The following is a 14,657-nucleotide window of genomic DNA, read 5'->3' as shown; positions in this document are numbered from 1 at the left end:
TAGGAATGAAGTTAGTGTAATAAGAAAAACAGACATGGGGCCTATAATACTTGGTGAAAAATCCATGAAGTTTGTGAACCGCGCTTTAAAAATAGCGGGGCCTGAACAGAGGTTAATTCTTGGGGCTACAGCTATTTGTTCACAACCTCTCATTGATTATTATAATAGAAATGTAGATGATAAAACCAGAAAATATTCTGTTTGCAGAACCGTGTCAAAAATTATAGCAGGTACAGTAGTGGGCGTAAGTGTCCGCTATCTGGCTATTAAATATGCTTCAAGATTTATAAAATTACCCGATGTAACAAGGGTAAAACCCGAGGTATTCAAAACGCTGCAAGACCGCAGCAATTTACAAAAATCACTTGGCGATATTATTGCCATAGGTGTCATGCTCTTCACTAACTTCTTAATAGATGCACCTTTAACCAAAATGGGAACTAACTTCTTAGCAAAAAAATTCATTAAAAAAGACTCTCCCGAAAAAACAGGAGGCTCTAAATGAATAAACTGATGCTTTTTGGAAAACAGTTATTGGATAAAGCTTGTGAGCAAGGTGTTAATAATCGTGCAGCATTCTTAAAAAACGTAAGTACTGTAGGCTGGGTTTTATCGTGTTTAGCTCAGGTAGGGGCTATTATCATTAATGATAAAATACCTTCCAAAGAAAAGAAATTCTTAATCCCTCAGGAAATTATGGAGGGAGTGGTAAATGTCGCGTTATTTTGGTGTTTAACTTCAAGGGCAACCGACTGGGGCAGAAAATTAGTGTTAACCAAAAAATTCATCCCCAAATCTCTTGCTCCACATCTCAAAGACTTTAAACCAAAATCATTCAAGGTTGAGAAGCTTCAGCAGGAGTTTTTCAACCATGTCAGGAAAACCTGCCCTAACAATTTCGCCGAAGCACATAATGCGATTGAAGGGATAGGATTAATTACAAGTATTATAGGGTCAGTAGTAGCCTGTAATCTTGTAACCCCTATAATAAGAAATAAGCTGGCAAGTATTTATCAAACATGGAAATTGAAAAAACAGGGCAAACCTAATGAACAAAGACTTGATATAAACGAAAAATTTGGAAATGTCGACTTCAAAAAATACGAGCAGCAGTTTGTCAAAAGACCCGTATTTAGAGATACTGCCTCTATCCTCCCGCCTTCAAGCGGATTAAAAATTTAATTTATTTGGGCAAGTGTAACGTTAGTATAATAATGAGCTAAAATCTGATAAGCGTTATAACCGTTGTTAGCAAGGTTATTAGCGCCGTATTGGCTCATTCCCACTCCATGTCCTTTTTTAGGAACACCCATATCAAAGCCTGAAACGGATTTTAAATAAGGAAGGTTTTGATTCCAAACCTTGCCGCTGTTTTTGGTTTGACCGCCGGAGCTGGCATGGTAATATGCGGAAATAACTTTGTTATTACAGACCAAAACCTGACCTTGCGTTTCTATAACGGCATTGTTAGTTCTTTTTGTTTCGCTGTTGGCGCCGCCATAAGCCTGGTCTTCGGGAGTATCCTTCAAATCATAGCCCCTTGCCGCTCTTTTACCTAAGTTAGCTACAGCATAGCTTCTTGCCGCTATTGCCTGTGCCTTGTGAGCTTCAAAATTCCACCCGCTCGGCATTTCAGCAGGAACAACCCCAAGCAGATAAAGTTCTAAATCTATGTCATTTATAACTGTCAAACCGTCAAACTTTTTAGAAATGATTAAATTTTGTCTGTACCATCTGCCTTTGACAAAGACAAAACCTCTCGGCTCCTGCGTACGTATAGTAACGTTATCGGTTCCAAGCGTGTAATATTTGCCTTCTATATTTATTGCTATCTTATTTCGGTGGACTTTTAGAGGATAGCGCTTCATAGGCTCAAGCTTGTACACTTCTCTGCCTGTTCTGCTGTCAAACACAGCTCCGGCCGAAGATACGGCAACAGCAGTTTTATTAACATCATCAAGCAGGCCTATTTTTATTGCATAAGCAGGAGATGATAGAAAAATACCGGTAATAATAATTAGAATTAGTCCGTAAGTTGCTCTCATTACATTAATCCCCGTTATAATATTATTTTACCTTAAAAAAGACTTTTTCAATCAATCAGGAAAAGGAATTTTGAACTTTATTTAGCGTTCAGCGGTTCTGTCTTATTTAATAATAATCCGAAAATAATACTGTCAACTAACGCAAGATACGCGGCTTCTGTTACGTTTCTTGAAACTCCGACCGTATCCCATCTGTTAAACCCGTCGGTAGTTTCAACATGCACTCTTGTACTTGCTTTCGTTCCCTCGGTTGAGTCTAAAATTCTTACTTTAAAATCAGACAGCTTAAAATTATTAATTACGGGATAAAGCCCCCTTAAGGCTTTTCTTAGCGCTTTATCCAAAGCATTCACAGGTCCGTCACCTTCACTTACGGTATGAACAACTTCATCTCCTATTTGGATTTTTACGGAGGCTTCCGCATTTAATCCTTCATAAGCCTGGGAAATAGTATCATCAATAACCCTAAAACCGCAAATATCAAAATAATTCGGCATTCTGTCAAGGACTTTCATAAGCAGAATTTCAAACGAAGCATCTGCATCTTCAAAGGCAAAACCTTCCCATTCAAGCTTTTTTATACTTTTGATAATTTTCGGGATATCATCTTCCGATATATCGCTGTTAAGCCTTAAATTTTTAAACTTTTCTTTAATACTTGCCATACCTGCCTGGTCGCTCACTAAAATCCTTCTTGAGTTTCCTATTTTTTCAGGGGCAACATGTTCGTAAGTTTCCGAATGCTTCATAACACCGCTGGCATGAATTCCGGCTTTATGGGCAAAAGCGCTCATCCCCACAAAAGGTGCGTGGTTATTCATTTTTTTATTCGCAATTTCTGCAATTTGCCTTGAAACATAAAATAATTTTTCAATATTATCACCTAAAACCTCATACCCCATTTTCAACTGCAAATTAGGGGCAATACTGCTTAAATTAGCGTTTCCGCAGCGCTCGCCGTAACCGTTAATAGTACATTGTACCTGCCTTACACCGGCTTCAACAGCAGCCAGAGAAGAAGCCACCGCCATATCAGAATCGTTATGGACATGAACCCCTAAAAAAGCGTCAGGAAGCTCGGTTTTAACGGTTTTAGTCATTTTATAAATGCATGTGTTAATATTTCCGCCGTTTGTATCACAGAGAATAATTCTTGCAGCACCTGCGTCATAAGCTGTCTTTAAAGCTTTTAAAGCATATTCGGGGTTGTTTTTATACCCGTCAAAAAAATGTTCCGCATCAAAAAAGACCCTTTTACCTTTAGAAATCAAATATTCTATAGAGTCTTTTATCATATTTAAGTTTTCTTCAAGCGTGGTATTTAAAGCGTATTCTACGTGGAAATCCCAGGTTTTGCCAAAAATTGTAACTGTTTCCGTATCCGCAAGCAAAAGCTGCTGCAAAACCTTATCTTCGCTTGCAGGACAGTTAGGTTTTCTGGTGCAGCCGAAGGCTGTTATTTTAGCGTTTTTCAATTCCATATCTTTTACAAGCTGAAAAACTTCTTCATCCTTAGGATTAGCGCCCGGCCAGCCCAGCTCGATATATGAAACTCCCAAATCGTCCAAGAGTTTAACTATTTTGAGTTTATCATTTACAGAATAGGATATCCCTTCTGCCTGTGCGCCATCTCTTAATGTCGTATCGTAAATTTCAATCTTCATAAAGCTATCTCAGAACTCCGTATAATTAATAATTTTAGCACATAAAAATAATTAAAGTTAAGAAGATTACCACGCAAGTCAGGAAAATTTGTTTTTTCGATTTGTGCATTAGTTTTAAAACGTGTTAGTAGTATAATTTAGTTAAGATTTTAACAGAAAGATAAAAATGTCAAAACTAAGACAACCTTACCTGCAAACAAGAAGAGATGCCTGGGTAGAAGTAAATCTCGGGGCTATTGAGCATAATATTTCCGCTATGTTAAGGCTTTGCAATGAAAAAACAAAATTTCTTGCGGTTGTAAAAGCAGATGCGTACGGACACGGCTCTACCATGGCAGCGCCAACGCTGCTTGCTTCAGGCGTTGATGTTTTAGGGGTGGCTTCGGTAGACGAAGGAATAGAACTGAGAAACAGCGGGGTATCTGCTCCAATACTCGTTCTTGGTACTGCTCCGTCCTGGTCTGTAGCAAGCGCCGTTGAAAATGACCTTGAGCTTTCTATTTTTACTCAAGAACATTTAACCGCCTGCGTTAATACCTTTGAACATTTAAAAATAAAGCCCAAAGTCCATATCAAGATAGATACAGGCATGCACAGAATAGGTTTGACCTATAAAGAAGCATCTTCATTTATTAACAAGGTAATAAGCACAAAAGAAGTAGAATTAAGAAGTATTTTCAGCCATTTAGCATGTGCCGAGGATGAAATAATCTCTGAAATGCAATTCAGCAACTTTGAGCCGATAAGAGAAGAATTCCCTTTTATTCCCGCTCATATCCTAAATTCAGCAGGAATAATGAGCTACCAAGGCAAACAATTCGATATGGTACGCTCAGGAATAGCCATTTACGGGCTCATGCCTGATTTATCATCTAACGTTAACAGTGTTCCTTCCTTGAAACCTGCCATGAGCTTAAAAGCAAGAATAGTCCACCTGAAAGAGATAGAGTCCGATTTGGGTGTAAGTTACGGTTACAGCTATAAAACAGACCATAACCCCACCAAAATAGCTACAATTCCCGTAGGATATGCCGATGGTGTTTCAAGAGCGTTATCAAATAAGATTTACGGACTGATAAACGGTAAAAAAGTAAAACAAATCGGCAATATTACCATGGACCAAATGATGTTTGATGTAAGCGACGTCGAAAACGTTCATATAGGCGATGTGGTAACCCTTATCGGAACAGACGGCGTAAACACAATTTTTATTGATGAATGGGCAAAGCTGCTCAACACAATTAACTATGAATTAACCTGCCGTTTAAAAGCAAGACTACCCAGAGTTTATTCAAGATAACTATAATTCAGCGTGTTTTTCACAAATAGCATCAACCAAGGCATCCAGCTTCTTAAAGTCTTCTTCTTTAGGTTTGCCTTTTATAATCACACCTTCAAGGCTTTGAAGCTTCAGCGGAGCTAAAATATCTTGCAGTTTTCCTGCAAGGTTTCCGCCCCAGCCGTAAGAGCCGATAATCGACACATTTTTTAGTTTTGGCCTTAGCGCATTGACAAAGAACGCCGCATAAACAGCAGCCGGATGAGGTCCTGCTAAAACCATTGATGAACCTAACACTAAGGTAGCTGCATCAACTAAAGCAACTGCTATTTCTCCTATATCAGCCTGAATTAAGTCAAATACTTTTACTGTAATACCTTTTGCCTCAAGCTTGGATTTCAAATCTTCAACAAGAAGCTTGGTACTGCCGTACATTGAAACATAGGGTAATACGACTATATTTTCAGGAGTGTCGCAGGTCCATTTTTCATAAGCATCAAGAATAAATGAAGGGTTTTTATAAACAGCGCCATGGCTGGGACAAATAGTTTTTACATTCATATCTTTTATCATTTGCACGTATTTTTTGCAAAAAGTCCTAAACGGCATCATAATTTCTGCATAATAGCGTTTTGCCGCTTCCAAAAGCTCCTGTGAATCATCAGAATACAAATCAAATTGGGTATAATGCGCACCCAAAAAATCACATGTAAAAAGAAGCTCATCCTCTTTAATATAAGTGAACATCGTATCAGGCCAGTGTACCCAGGGCGCTATTTTAAACTGCAGAGTTTTACCGCCCAGTTCAAGTTCTTCGTTGTCGCATACAACTTTGAATTTGTCTTCTTCAACATGAACCATATCCTGTATAATTTCTTTGCATTTAGCGTTCGTAACCACTATAGCATCGGGATATTTTTCCAAAACAGCAAAAATAGTGCCGGAGTGGTCTTGTTCTCCGTGGTTTGCGATAATATAATCAATCTTTTTTACATTTTTGGTTAAATTTTCTATATATTCATTAATTTTAGGCGGATAACAAGTATCAATAAGCGCTGTTTTTTCCGTACCTTCGACAACATAAGAGTTATAAGAAGTACCTTGGGGAAGGGGTATCAATTCATCAAAAAGCTTTCTCTGCACATCTTTTATACCGCAATAATAAATGTTTTTAACTATTTCTTGAATCATGTTATCTCTCCTGTTTGTCTTTTTCTAATAATACAACAGAGAAAAGGAGTTTTAAATAGTAACCCGGATACCCTAACTATAAATCTATTTTAAATTCAGCTATTTCTTCTTCCTCTTTAGGTTCAATATAACTGTTAATAATATAAATTGCTAAAAGAGCGGATGCTATCGTAAAAACAATATTCATAAGTCCGATAAAAAGAACAAAGATAAAAAGGACGAATAAAGAAAAAACCGAGTTAACAAAAGACGCGGTTAAAAAACCTGCTATGCTTGCTGTTTTAAAAATAAGCCCGGTGATAACAGACAATGGTATAAATACAAGACTTGCAACTACTACCGTCAACATGCCCGATATAGAGCCTATAACAATACCTTCTCTGTTTTCCAGATGCCCTGCCAATTTATTGTATTTTAAAGAAATCACTATAAGGGCGCCTGCCAGCCAAAAAATAAAAATCGTAAGAAAATTCACAATAGGAATTAAAAGCAATACCCCAAGGACAGCGCCTAAGACGGAGCTTTGAAAAACAGTCGGTTTTATATAGTCAGGTAATCTGTTGAGCATTTTTACCTCTTTTAATTATTATAATTATACATTAATAATTTGCAAAATAAAGCGACCGATAGCGGCCGCATTAGTCAAGAAAGGAATGGTTAGACTATTAACAAACATATTAAATCACCTTACAAAAAATAGTGCAAAAAATTAATTTTTCTTAATATTAAAAAAGAGGAAGCTAGACAGCTGAGAGGCTGGGATTGGGCTTAAGGGCTTAAGAGGTGAAAAGCTTAAGAGTTGTCACTCTAAATTCAGTTAAACCAATATATTAGCGCTGATATGAGCCTCTAACTCTTCTAAATACTTCGGCACATCAGGATTATGCACAACATCAAAGGCAAAAAAGGCTTTAACAGGTGTCATACCGCAAAATTGCTGCAATTTGTGCAAAGGTAAAATAATATCTTCAATTTGTTTACCGTCAAAGAAAGTATTAGGCTTCTCAAAATCTTTTTCCGAGATATTACAGGTAATTGAATACATGTATTTTTTACCTTTCATAAGTCCGCCTTCACCGTAAGCCTCGGAAGCGGCGTAAAAAGCGCCATACCTGTATACTTCATCAAAGTATTTTTTTAAAATCCAGGGAACAGAAAACCAGTTCATAGGCGTTTGAAAAATAATAACATCTGCCCATTGAAATTTTTCTATTTCTTCGTCAATATCATAGCCCTGCTCAACAATAGTAGTTTTGACTTCATTGTTTTTGGAAACAATCTCTACAATCTTATCAAAAAGTGTCTTGTTTAACTTTCCTTCCGCAAAAGGATAATACTTATGCCCGTTCAATACAAAAATTTTCATAGTTCACCTGACTTTATACAATTTTATTATAATATTACTTGTTAAATATTCAATTGTCCAATATCATTATAATAAGTCACAAAGTATCATATTTGGATAAAAATTGAGAGAAAATTTTCAAATGCAGCCAAAAGAAATCTATATCAAAGTAACAAAAGACGGACCTTACCTTCTGTATGGCATTCCAAAAATCAATGAAGAAATAATAATAAGCGATGAAGAAAATATAGCGATAGAGTACCGGCAAGGCAGAATTTTTGAAATCAAAAAATTCCCCGCAGCACTATGCCGATGCGGCAAAACTAAGAATGCGCCGTTTTGTGATGGAGAGCATACCAAAGATAATTTTGACGGGACAGAAACAGCTTCTTTTGAACCGGTTATTAATAATACCGTAGTTTATGAAGGTGCCGGTTTAATTTTAAAAGACAATGAGGACTTATGCGCTTCAGCCAGATTTTGCGATGCAAAAGGAACTATCTGGAATTTAATTTTTGAAGAAACAGAAGAAGCACAAAAAGAAGTAATAAGGCAAGCTAATCTTTGCCCGGCAGGCAGATTTATAATAACCGATAAAAACGGAACTGTTATAGAAGATATATCGCCTCAGGAAATTTCTATTTTGGAGGATGAAGGACTCGAAATAAGCGGTCCTATATGGGTAAAAGGCAGTATCAGAGTAGAAAGCATAAATGGCAAAAGTTATGAAATAAGAAACGACCAAACACTTTGCCGCTGCGGAAACTCAAAAAACAAACCGTTTTGCGACAGCGCACACTGCCACAAAGGCTACAAAGCCACCTATAAAGACTAATTTCATTGTACTTTTGTGAAATCTTATCATATAATTAGAACGAAGATTTAATCGGAGAAGCAAAATGGCCTTATTAATACCAGGCGGAGCAGGCTATATAGGCTCTCATACGGCGTATGAACTTATAGCAAAAGGCATTGATACCGTTATTGCGGATAACCTGCAAACCGGGCATATAGAGGCTATCCCGACCGGGGCAAGATTTTATCGGGGAGATATAAGGGATAAGGACTTCTTAGATAACTTATTTCAAAAAGAAAAAATCGATGCGGTTATACATTTTGCGGCAAATTCGCTTGTAGGCGAAAGTATGACAAAACCGCTGGAATATTACGACAATAACCTTTACGGCACTATGATGCTTTTAAAATCAATGGTTGAAAATAACGTTAACAAAATAGTATTTTCATCTACCGCTGCTGTTTACGGCGAACCTGAAAACATCCCAATTCTCGAAACCGATAACGCAAACCCGACAAATACCTACGGTGAAACAAAACTTGCTATGGAAAAACTCTTCAAATGGGTTTCGTTGGCACATAATATAAAATTTGTATCTTTGCGTTACTTCAATGCGTCGGGCGCTCATATAAGCGGCAAAATAGGAGAAGCCCACACAACAGAAACCCATCTGATACCTCTGATTTTGCAGGTTCCAAACGGACAGAGAGAGTTTATAAGCATTTACGGTGATGATTATGATACCAAGGACGGCACTTGTATAAGAGATTACATACATGTAACTGATTTGGCGCAAGCTCATATTTTAGCAGTGAATTATTTGCAAGAAGGTAATGAAAGCAATATTTTTAACCTTGGCAACAGCATAGGTTTCAGCGTAAAAGAAGTCATAGAAACGGCAAGAAAAGTTACATCTCATCCAATCCCCGCAAAAACGGAACCAAGAAGGGCAGGCGACCCGGCTAAACTTGTAGCTTCAAGTGAAAAAGCCAAATCAATTTTAGGCTGGCAGCCTCAATATACAAATATTGAAGAAATAATTTCAACAGCCTGGAATTGGCACAAAAACCATCCTAACGGCTTTTTCGGGGAATAAAGCTGCTTCTGAACATAAGACCTGTAAAAAGCATTGCCAAACCAAAAACAATAAAAGTATTGAGAATGCCTATTTTTTCAGCCATAGTTCCCGCCGCCAAATTGCTTAAGGGTAATGTACTTATAAAAGCTATAGTATAAAGTCCCATTATCCAGCCTCTTTTGCTATTATCAACCAAGTGCTGAAGCAAAGTATTGGATGTTATCATTATAACAACCATTCCATAGCCTACGAAAAACAGAAGAAATAAAGACAAATATAAATAATGGATAAAACCTAAACTTATCATACCGAACGATAATATAAGCGCACCTAAATATAACCATTTAGAAAGACCCTCAACCGATTCTTTTGCCGCCAGCTGTAAAGAGGCCGCCAAAGCCCCCACCCCTGCCGCGCTCATCAAATAACCAAGAGTTTGTGCATCACCATGCAGTATTTCTTTTGCAAAAATAGGCATTAACAACGGATAAGACATCCCTAAAAAACTTGCGATTGTGAGAAAAATCAATATATTTTTGATACTTTTATGTTCAGAAGCATATTTAATTCCTGACTTAAATGCCGTAAAAAAATCATCGGACAGATTAGAAAGGTGTGTTTCTGTTGTTATTTTCATTAAAAGCAAAGCGGCTATAACAGGAATATAACTCAATGAATTAAATAAAAAACAAATTCCCTCACCGAATAAAGCTATTAAAATACCTGCAATAGAAGGCCCGATAAGCCTGGCAAGATTAAAAGAAGAAGAATTCAAGGAGATAGCATTATTTAAATCTTTTTTATTATCAACAAGTTGTATAACAAATGCCTGCCTTAACGGCATATCAAATGCCATGGTAGTAGAAATCCCAAGCCCTAACAAAATTATATAATATATGTTAATATGCCCGCTTAGGGTCAACAAAGCAAAAATAAAATACTGCACTCCAAATAAGATTTGCAATAAAATCAAAGTTTTATACTGGTTTACTCTGTCAACTAATACACCGGCAAAAGGGGTAAAAATTATAGACGGCAATGAGTTTATAAACATCACAACACCCATTAAAAAAGCAGAGTTGGTAAGGCTATATATGAGCCACATAATAGCAACATTTTGAACCCATGTTCCTATCAAAGAAATAGACTGGCCTATAAAAAATAATCTGTAATTTCTTGAATACAAAGCTCTAAAAGTTGAAGAGAATATTTTATGCATTGTTTTTTTCATAAAAAAATTATATCATTTCAAATCATAGTTAATACTAAATCTTTATTAAGCCGCGAGGTTTGTGATAATAAAGAGATTCCGGCGTTTCTCAAAATCTGTGATTTTGTGAGATTGGACGAAGGTGCAGCTATATCGTCCTATTGGAAGTCGCAGTCAATATAAAATGCGTTATTATTTATCCTCTTTAGGTAAGATAATTTTAATGTTAAAATTAAAGTAATGGCAGTTTTCATAAGATAAAAGGAGAATTGAACATGATTTTAAGCTGGATATATTTATTAGCGGCCTCAATATTTGAAGTGGGGTGGCCGGTTGGGCTTAAAATGGCGGAAATAACCAACAACAAAGTTTTATGGATTATATTTGCAATAATAGCAATGACATTAAGCGGAGTGTTTTTATATTTTGCGCAAAAACATATTCCGATAGGAACAGCTTATGCGGTTTGGACGGGAATAGGCGCTGCCTGTACATTTATAATCGGGGTAATGTTCTTTCAAGATTCAATGAGTTTAATACGTTTACTGGGAATAGCGCTTATAATAAGCGGCGTTGTATGCTTGAAATTTGGGCATTAAAAAACTTTTAATCACTGTTATAGGTAAACTGCAAAAAGTTACCCATCAGGTTTTCGTTCCAAATTTGTACTGCATCGGGAGCATGCAAAACAGTCGGGGTAAAATTCCAAATATATTTTATGTCAGAAGAAACCAAAAAGTCGCAGGTTTCCTGTGCAAATTCTTTTGGCACGGTTAAAATAGCGATTTCAACATTTAATCTTTGTGCCAGATTAGGCAGCTTGGCAATGCCAAAGACTTCTCTATTATTTACCTTTAAACCTATCTTAAGCGGGTCATTATCAAATAAAGCCAGAGTGTTTAACCCGTAATTTGAAAAATTACTGTACTTGGCAAGCGCCATACCAAGATTACCCGCTCCCACTATAAAAGCATCTTTAGTCTTGGAAAACCCCAACGTTTTTTCTATGGCATTTTTTAATTCTGCTGTATCGTAACCGACCCTGCATTTACCTGTATTGTTCAAGAGTGCTATATCTTTGCGGACTTGTGAATCATCCATCTTTAAAAGCGATGCTATTTGCGGGCTGGAAACAAATTCAATATTTTTACCGACAAAATCATCCAATATACAATGGTATAGGGTTAAACGGTTTATAACCTTAGCGGACATGTTTTTCTTTTTCATGGTTATTTCCTTAAGATAATTAAAGCACAGCCGCAGAGCCGTAAAACGGCTCTGCAGGAAGTAAACGATTTACACGATTCCTTCAAAGGCTTTGATATAAATCTCTCTGATTTCGCTCATTAGCGGATAAGCAGGGTTAGCGCCCGTACATTGATCGTCAAATGCCAAATCAACAAGCTCATCCAATTTGTCGTGGAAGTCTTTTTCTGATACACCCGCATCCTTAATAGACAATGGAATGCTTACATCCTTTTTCAACCGGGTAATCATATCAAGCAATATTTCCACTTTATCATCTTCAGTTTTCTCTTTCATACAGCCACAATCAAGATTATCTACAATTTGACCGTATTTTTTCTTTGCATTAGGGTATTTATACTGAGCAAAAGCACATTGCTTAGCAGGGCAATCGTTAGCATTATATCTTATTATCTGATTAATAATCAGTGCATTTGCAATACCGTGAGGCAAATTAAATGCCGCGCCCAGTTTATGCGCCATAGAGTGGCATAACCCTAAGAATGAGTTAGCAAACGCCATACCGGCCAAAGTAGAAGCGTAGTGCATTTTTTCTCTTGCAACAGAATCTTCCGCACCGTTTTGATAAGAACGGGGTAAATATCTGAAGATTAATTTAATTGCCTCCAGTGCAGGAGAATTTGTGAAGTTTGTCGCAAGAGCTGATACATAAGCTTCAATAGCGTGGGTTAGCGCATCTATCCCGCTTGCCGCACAAAGTCCTTTTGGCATACTGTCAACAAAATTAGGGTCTATAATAGCCATATTAGGTGTCAACGCATAATCTGCAATCGGGTATTTGATATGGGTTTTATCATCCGTAATAACAGCAAACGGTGTAACTTCGCTGCCTGTACCTGATGTTGTAGGGATTGCAACAAGCTGAGCTTTTTTGCCAAGCTCGGGAATATCACAAATCCTCTTTCTGATATCCAAAAATCTCATTGCTATATCTTCAAATACAGTATCAGGCTGCTCATACATTAACCAAATAATTTTTGCAGCATCAATAGGAGAACCGCCGCCAAATGCTATAATTACATCAGGTTCATAAGTTTTCACCATTTGAAGGGCTTCATTAATTGTACTTAAAGTAGGGTCAGGTTTAACATCAAAGAAAATCTGAAAATCCATCCCTATATCTTCAAGCACATTAGTGATAGTATATACAGCTCCTGAATTAAACAAGAATCTGTCTGTTACTATAAATGCGCGCTTTTTACCTTTTAATTCTCTAAGAGCTAAATCGGTAGCTCCTCTTTTAAAGTAAACTTTTGGCGGAACTTTAAACCAAAGCATGTTTTCTCTCCTTTCTGCTATAGTCTTGTAATTCAATAAGTGCTTAATCCCGACGTTTTCACTGACTACATTGCCACCCCAGGAACCGCAGCCTAATGTTAAAGAAGGCTCCAGTCTAAAGTTATACAAATCACCTATAGCACCGTGTGAAGCAGGTTGGTTAATCAGTACCCTGCCTGTTCTGAGTTTTCTGCCGAATATTTTAACCCTGTCCTGTTTACGCTCATCAGTATAAAGAACAGAAGTATGTCCTTGCCCTCCAAGCTCAACAAGTTCATAAGCTTTTTGTGTCGCGTCTTCAAAATCTTCTGCCTTATACATAGCTAAAACAGGAGATAATTTTTCATGTGCAAACTCTTCTGCTAAACTTATGTCCTTTACTTCACCTATCAATATTTTGGTATGTTCGGGAACTTTTATTCCTGCCAATTCTGCAATTTTATATGCAGGCTGACCTACGATTTTGGCATTTAAAGCGCCGTCTATAATCATTATTTTGGCTATTTGTTGACGTTCTTTATTATTTAAAATATAAGCCCCTCTGTATACAAACTCTTCCTTTACCTGTTCATACACGTCTTTTACTGCAATTACAGACTGCTCGGACGCACAAATCATACCGTTATCAAAAGTTTTAGACAATAATATCGAACTTACCGCCATTTTTACATCAGCTGTTTCATCAATCACAGCAGGTGTATTGCCCGGTCCGACGCCTAATGCGGGCTTGCCTGAAGAGTAAGCTGCTTTAACCATACCGGGACCGCCTGTCGCTAAAATCATATCTATGGAGTGATGCTTCATAAGCTGATTAGAAAGCTCTACGCTTGGCTCATCTACCCAGCCGATAATATCCTCGGGGGCGCCGGCTTTTACGGCAGCTTCAAGTACAACCCTTGCCGCTTCTATTGTGGATTTTTTAGCACGGGGGTGCGGAGAAAACACAAGCGCGTTTCTTGTTTTCAAACAAATTAATGACTTAAAAATAGCTGTAGAAGTAGGATTGGTAGTAGGAATAACCCCTGCTATAACGCCGATAGGCTCAGCTACTTTTTTAATCCCGTTAACTTTATCTTCTTCAATAACACCGCAGGTTTTGCTGTCTTTGTATTTATTATAAATATACTCTGAAGCAAAGTGATTTTTTATAACTTTATCTTCGACTATCCCCATACCTGTTTCAGCCGCAGCCATTTTAGCAAGGGGGATTCTTGCCTTATTAGCCGCCAGGGAAGCTGCTCTGAATATCTTATCAACTTTTTCTTGTGAAAATGTTGCAAATTTTTCTTGTGCTTTTTTCACTCTGTCTAAAAGCCGTTCCAAATCTTCTGTTGTTGTAACAGATTTTTTAACTGCAACAACCGGCTTAGGTTCGTCTTTTACTACCGCTGTTTTTGTAGTTTTTTCTTTAGCCATTTTTGGTCTCCTTTTTTAATTGTGATTTAATTCACTATATTTAGTATAACCTATTTGAAAATTTTTGCAAGTGTATTTTTGACAATTGT

Annotated in this window: 14 protein-coding genes; 6 read left to right on the top strand and 8 right to left on the bottom strand. The window is 37.2% G+C overall.

Annotation, left to right across the window (positions count from 1 at the left end; all coding sequences use genetic code 11):
* Positions 1-34: 34 nt before the first annotated feature.
* Both PHX18_07435 and PHX18_07430 read left to right on the top strand, forming a co-directional pair.
* Positions 35-505, top strand: coding sequence for a hypothetical protein (locus tag PHX18_07435; protein MDD3594442.1), 471 nt, complete (start codon positions 35-37; stop codon positions 503-505).
* Positions 502-1,182 (top strand): hypothetical protein, encoded by a 681-nt coding sequence (locus tag PHX18_07430; GenBank protein ID MDD3594441.1) that lies wholly within the window; start codon positions 502-504, stop codon positions 1,180-1,182. Before PHX18_07435 ends, PHX18_07430 begins: the two co-directional genes overlap by 4 nt.
* Here PHX18_07430 and PHX18_07425 read toward each other — a convergent pair.
* On the bottom strand, positions 1,179-2,045 hold the full coding sequence (locus tag PHX18_07425) for a SpoIID/LytB domain-containing protein (protein ID MDD3594440.1): 867 nt from the start codon (positions 2,043-2,045) through the stop codon (positions 1,179-1,181). The two genes, PHX18_07430 and PHX18_07425, sit on opposite strands and share 4 nt — an antisense overlap.
* Positions 2,046-2,122: 77 nt before the next feature.
* Positions 2,123-3,709, bottom strand: a complete 1,587-nt coding sequence (gene cimA, locus PHX18_07420) for a citramalate synthase (protein ID MDD3594439.1) — start codon at positions 3,707-3,709, stop codon at positions 2,123-2,125.
* Between the two features lie 166 nt (positions 3,710-3,875).
* On the opposite strand from cimA, the gene alr reads away from it, so the two are divergent.
* A complete protein-coding gene (gene alr, locus PHX18_07415; protein ID MDD3594438.1) occupies positions 3,876-5,009 on the top strand; it encodes an alanine racemase in 1,134 nt (377 codons plus the stop codon).
* On the opposite strand, the gene PHX18_07410 is transcribed toward alr, so the two are convergent.
* The 3 genes from PHX18_07410 to PHX18_07400 all read right to left on the bottom strand — a co-directional run bounded on the left by PHX18_07410 (position 5,010) and on the right by PHX18_07400 (position 7,545).
* The gene (locus PHX18_07410) at positions 5,010-6,179 is read right to left on the bottom strand and encodes an FprA family A-type flavoprotein (GenBank protein MDD3594437.1); all 1,170 of its coding nucleotides are present in this window, start codon (positions 6,177-6,179) and stop codon (positions 5,010-5,012) included.
* A gap of 76 nt (positions 6,180-6,255) precedes the next feature.
* Complete coding sequence (locus tag PHX18_07405) at positions 6,256-6,747, bottom strand: hypothetical protein (GenBank protein ID MDD3594436.1); 492 nt, start codon at positions 6,745-6,747, stop codon at positions 6,256-6,258.
* 249 nt (positions 6,748-6,996) lie between these two features.
* Positions 6,997-7,545 carry an NAD(P)H-dependent oxidoreductase gene (locus PHX18_07400; protein MDD3594435.1) on the bottom strand — a complete coding sequence of 183 codons (549 nt, stop codon included), beginning with the start codon at positions 7,543-7,545 and terminating at the stop codon, positions 6,997-6,999.
* Between the two features lie 121 nt (positions 7,546-7,666).
* On the opposite strand from PHX18_07400, the gene PHX18_07395 reads away from it, so the two are divergent.
* A complete protein-coding gene (locus PHX18_07395; GenBank protein ID MDD3594434.1) occupies positions 7,667-8,359 on the top strand; it encodes a CDGSH iron-sulfur domain-containing protein in 693 nt (230 codons plus the stop codon).
* A gap of 64 nt (positions 8,360-8,423) precedes the next feature.
* On the top strand, positions 8,424-9,416 hold the full coding sequence (gene galE, locus PHX18_07390) for a UDP-glucose 4-epimerase GalE (protein MDD3594433.1): 993 nt from the start codon (positions 8,424-8,426) through the stop codon (positions 9,414-9,416).
* Here galE and PHX18_07385 read toward each other — a convergent pair.
* Positions 9,394-10,629: an MFS transporter gene (locus tag PHX18_07385; GenBank protein ID MDD3594432.1), complete on the bottom strand. Its 1,236-nt coding sequence runs from the start codon at positions 10,627-10,629 to the stop codon at positions 9,394-9,396. The two genes, galE and PHX18_07385, sit on opposite strands and share 23 nt — an antisense overlap.
* 254 nt (positions 10,630-10,883) lie before the next feature.
* Here PHX18_07385 and PHX18_07380 point away from each other — a divergent pair, with 254 nt between their 5' ends.
* A complete protein-coding gene (locus tag PHX18_07380; protein ID MDD3594431.1) occupies positions 10,884-11,207 on the top strand; it encodes a multidrug efflux SMR transporter in 324 nt (107 codons plus the stop codon).
* A 7-nt stretch (positions 11,208-11,214) separates the two neighbouring features.
* On the opposite strand, the gene PHX18_07375 is transcribed toward PHX18_07380, so the two are convergent.
* Together PHX18_07375 and adhE are read right to left on the bottom strand one after the other, a co-directional pair.
* A complete protein-coding gene (locus tag PHX18_07375; GenBank protein ID MDD3594430.1) occupies positions 11,215-11,835 on the bottom strand; it encodes a redox-sensing transcriptional repressor Rex in 621 nt (206 codons plus the stop codon).
* A gap of 69 nt (positions 11,836-11,904) precedes the next feature.
* Positions 11,905-14,568, bottom strand: coding sequence for a bifunctional acetaldehyde-CoA/alcohol dehydrogenase (gene adhE / locus PHX18_07370; protein MDD3594429.1), 2,664 nt, complete (start codon positions 14,566-14,568; stop codon positions 11,905-11,907).
* Positions 14,569-14,657 lie beyond the last annotated feature (89 nt).

The organism is Candidatus Gastranaerophilales bacterium, from assembly GCA_028696075.1.
Taxonomy (GTDB): domain Bacteria; phylum Cyanobacteriota; class Vampirovibrionia; order Gastranaerophilales; family JAILCC01; genus JAQVHS01.
This window is presented reverse-complemented; position numbering and strand designations above follow the sequence as displayed.

Bases quoted from the DNA above. Each gene is read 5' to 3' on its own strand.
- PHX18_07395 (MDD3594434.1), top strand. From the start codon at position 7,667: ATGCAGCCAAAAGAAATCTATATCAAAGTAACAAAAGACGGACCTTAC.
- adhE (MDD3594429.1), bottom strand. From the start codon at position 14,568: ATGGCTAAAGAAAAAACTACAAAAACAGCGGTAGTAAAAGACGAACCT.
- galE (MDD3594433.1), top strand. From the start codon at position 8,424: ATGGCCTTATTAATACCAGGCGGAGCAGGCTATATAGGCTCTCATACG.
- PHX18_07425 (MDD3594440.1), bottom strand. From the start codon at position 2,045: ATGAGAGCAACTTACGGACTAATTCTAATTATTATTACCGGTATTTTT.
- PHX18_07435 (MDD3594442.1), top strand. From the start codon at position 35: ATGGGGCCTATAATACTTGGTGAAAAATCCATGAAGTTTGTGAACCGC.
- PHX18_07380 (MDD3594431.1), top strand. From the start codon at position 10,884: ATGATTTTAAGCTGGATATATTTATTAGCGGCCTCAATATTTGAAGTG.
- PHX18_07410 (MDD3594437.1), bottom strand. From the start codon at position 6,179: ATGATTCAAGAAATAGTTAAAAACATTTATTATTGCGGTATAAAAGAT.
- PHX18_07385 (MDD3594432.1), bottom strand. From the start codon at position 10,629: ATGAAAAAAACAATGCATAAAATATTCTCTTCAACTTTTAGAGCTTTG.
- PHX18_07405 (MDD3594436.1), bottom strand. From the start codon at position 6,747: ATGCTCAACAGATTACCTGACTATATAAAACCGACTGTTTTTCAAAGC.
- cimA (MDD3594439.1), bottom strand. From the start codon at position 3,709: ATGAAGATTGAAATTTACGATACGACATTAAGAGATGGCGCACAGGCA.
- PHX18_07400 (MDD3594435.1), bottom strand. From the start codon at position 7,545: ATGAAAATTTTTGTATTGAACGGGCATAAGTATTATCCTTTTGCGGAA.
- PHX18_07430 (MDD3594441.1), top strand. From the start codon at position 502: ATGAATAAACTGATGCTTTTTGGAAAACAGTTATTGGATAAAGCTTGT.
- alr (MDD3594438.1), top strand. From the start codon at position 3,876: ATGTCAAAACTAAGACAACCTTACCTGCAAACAAGAAGAGATGCCTGG.
- PHX18_07375 (MDD3594430.1), bottom strand. From the start codon at position 11,835: ATGAAAAAGAAAAACATGTCCGCTAAGGTTATAAACCGTTTAACCCTA.